This window comes from Moorena sp. SIO4A5 (genome assembly GCF_010672005.1).
Taxonomy (GTDB): Bacteria; Cyanobacteriota; Cyanobacteriia; order Cyanobacteriales; family Coleofasciculaceae; genus Moorena.
The window spans coordinates 1-3,153 of the sequence record NZ_JAAHHZ010000566.1 but is presented as its reverse complement, the minus strand read 5'-3'; the positions used below and the strand labels follow the sequence as shown (position 1 = coordinate 3,153).

Sequence of the window (3,153 nt, the reverse complement as noted above, 5' to 3'; positions counted from 1 at the left end):
GAATTTTCTCGTCTTGCCCGCTCAATTAAGCTTAAGTGACCGCTGTGCAAGGCTCCCATAGTGGTTACTAGACCCACTTCCTTGCCAGGACCTTGACGTTCTAAGTAGCAGTGTAATCCAGCAGTTGTTGTAAACAGGTGCATGAGACTCTAGAGTTTAGATTCATCCGCGCTTATGCCCCACGTCCGCACCGAAGATCGGCGTGGGATGAATGGCGGACAGGAACTTTGATACTTTGTTTGTTACCGTCTATAATGAAAATAGTAGGGTAATAAAATTAAGAGCTAACCGCCACCTACTAACTGCAAATACTAACTGAAAATAGAACGAGTTGTATTGTTCCGGTGCGGAGGGGCATCCCGTGTCGTCAATAAAGCTTGCCGTTCGCGTAGCGTGGCCAAAGGCCTTGTATCCGTTCGCGCAGCGTCGGCGAAAGCCGATACCGTTGGGTGGAGTTGGCAAGAAGCCCACACTGTAATCTCTGATAAGCGTGTGGGAGTATGTCACATTCTTATCGATGTTAGCAACATACTCTTAATAAATATAAATCTCCAGGAATTGCCAAGTAATTCCTGGAGATTTCTTTTGACTAATAACTAATCAATTCAATAAAGAATTTCTATATGCACAGGCCCAGTGCCAGACCTGACCAATCCAATTATTCTGGCAGCTCCTCTGGACAAATCAATAATCCGACCCCTGGCATAAGGTCCACGGTCATTAATCCGCACAATGACAGAGCGACCATTTCTGAGATTAGTCACTTTGACTCTAGTCCCAAACCGCAAGGTGCGATGAGCAGCAGTCAGAGCGTATTGATTGAATCTTTCGCCACTAGCAGTGCGCCTGCCATGGAAACCTGAACCATACCAGGAAGCTATCCCCCTTACACTCCATCGCACTCGGCGACGGTTACGCTTTGCAATCCTTGGTACTGTTAGTGGTTGCAGTGTCTGTGGTGAAGCACTGCTTTTTTTGAGAGGAGAAGCATAGCCGATCAGCATAGCGTTTCCTTGGAGATTAGAATTGGGAGAAGCTCTCTTCTCTTCTGACTTTGGCATCTCCTCAGTAGTGATTAGCTCAGGCGCTGGTAAAGTTAAACTAGGAAGAGTTCTATATTGAGCTGGAAACTCGGCAACATCAAACATTTGTACTGGCTGACTTGAGAGTTTTAAGGCCGTAGGCCACGCTGCGCGATCAGCATCTGGAATTGTGAGAGATTTCACCTCTGTCATCAGTGGTAAGTCAGGGTTATCTTTAACAGTGTAGTCAAAGCCCTTAGCTGATGAAATATCATAGGTGCGCTTTCCGTAGGCGAATTAAATTCGCCACGGGTCGCACCTGTTGATAACAAGGTACCCAAAACTGTTGTTATCAAAGAACCGGTGATGCAACTCCAACTTTTTTGAGTCATATTTAGGTAGATAAAACATTATGATTTCAGGCATTTCAGTGCTAAATAAAGCTGGATTAGCACTCGAAATTGCCCAAAAAATAATTCCTTAAAGTAAACTTGCTTAATATTACACTACTAACAAAATAATTCTCTAAAGTTTAGACTAATAAATTAAAGTTTAGTACTCCTTAAAAAGCGCAAGTTAGCTAACTAAAAAAAAAAAAAAAGCTCAAACCTAAGCCAGGAATCAACTTATCGATTTTTAAAGTTTAGTTAAAGTTGGAGTTTCTGAAAAAGCGATGCAGAGGTGTGACCCGTGGCGAATTTAATTACGGGTCAAACGCACCATTACGGTCTTGGGGAGCCAGTGCGGTCTTGGGGGGAACCCCCACTCGCGCTTTGCATGGCTGACAGGTGCGGAAGCAGTATGTCACAAGCCTCACAGCTTAGTTGCGCTTAGGCTATCCACTTAAACAATAAGCATTCAGCTAACCCCCTAGGCTGAATGCTCATCTTAAGCAGGCACACGGATGATACTAATACTAATTCTCGTGTCTACCTGCAACAAATTTTTTTTCACCTTTGGTAATGGGTAATTGGGAATTGGATTACAATTAGCCATTAGCCATTAGCCATTAGCCATTACCGTTCAAGTTAATATAAAACCTCTAGACGCACAGCAGCAGTGCCAGATCTTTCAACTCCGATAACTCGGGCTGCTGCTCTGGAAAGGTCAATAACGCGATTTCTGCTGTGCGGTCCACGGTCATTAATTCGCACAATGACGGAGCGACCATTTCTCATGTTAGTCACCCTCACCCTAGTCCCAAACCGCAAGGTACGATGAGCAGCAGTCAGGGCGTATTGATTAAATCGCTCACCACTGGCAGTGCGGCGGCCATGGAAACCCGGACCATACCATGAAGCCATACCCCTCATCTGACTTCTTACTCGCCGACGAGTGGTACTCCTAGCTACTTTCTGTACTGTTCGTGGTTTTGGTGCTGGCGGTAAGTCCGCAATTTCTGTGAGAGGGGGAGCATAACCGATCAGCCGTCGCAATCGATTAGTAGCTTGTAGAGCATCTTCAGCCAGGTCTTTGGTGGTATCTGGCAGAATTGTATTCTCATCAACTTGGACTAATTCTTGCCCATTTACTTGAATGCTGTAGCTTTTGTAGGAACCATTCCAACGGACAGTGATTGACTCAGCATTGACATTGTTGCCATGAAGTTCATTGATCCGAGCAGCAACCACTTGAGCCCGCCGGATTGAGTCATTTTCTGACCCATTAGCATCCGATATCGTAGCGTTGCCTGGGGCAACAGAAGACGGAGTTGCTATCTTTTCAACCTCAGTAGCAACTATGTCTTTGGTAGGGTCAGCATTGATTTCCTGTGAACCTAGGAAAGTCAGAACAGGAATACTACGGACATACAGTGTAGCTGCCTGACGTCCTGCAAGTTCATAAGCATAAATATTGGTAATGATTTCATCAGGTTTAGCAGTTCTCAGTTGCTCTGGAAACTCAGCCACTTGAAACTCTGGTGTTGGCTGAGCTGGTAGTTTTTCTATTGCTGCAGTTGCGCTAGATGGCAATTCTTCTGCCAGTTGAGCATCAGAATTTCCTGTCACAGTCTGAGTAACTGTCTCAGCGGATGAGACAGGAATTGATATTGTTGCACCGAGAACTGTTGTTAGCACAGAAACGGTGATGCCACCCCAAATTTTTTGATTCATAGGTCTGTAGTCTAAGA

At 45.0% G+C, this 3,153-nt stretch carries 4 protein-coding genes; all 4 read right to left on the bottom strand.

The features are described 5' to 3' along the window. On the bottom strand, positions 1-143 hold a 143-nt coding region (locus tag F6K57_RS41075; RefSeq protein WP_293074812.1), incomplete at its 3' end, for a pantoate--beta-alanine ligase. Positions 144-249: 106 nt separating this feature from the next. Then, complete coding sequence (locus F6K57_RS41070; protein WP_293074809.1) at positions 250-462, bottom strand: hypothetical protein; 213 nt, start codon at positions 460-462, stop codon at positions 250-252. 143 nt (positions 463-605) lie between these two features. Beyond that, positions 606-1,235 (bottom strand): septal ring lytic transglycosylase RlpA family protein, encoded by a 630-nt coding sequence (locus tag F6K57_RS41065; RefSeq protein ID WP_293074806.1) that lies wholly within the window; start codon positions 1,233-1,235, stop codon positions 606-608. An 815-nt stretch (positions 1,236-2,050) separates the two neighbouring features. Further along, positions 2,051-3,153 (bottom strand): septal ring lytic transglycosylase RlpA family protein (locus tag F6K57_RS41060; RefSeq protein ID WP_293074803.1); only part of this gene is annotated, 1,103 nt, incomplete at its 5' end.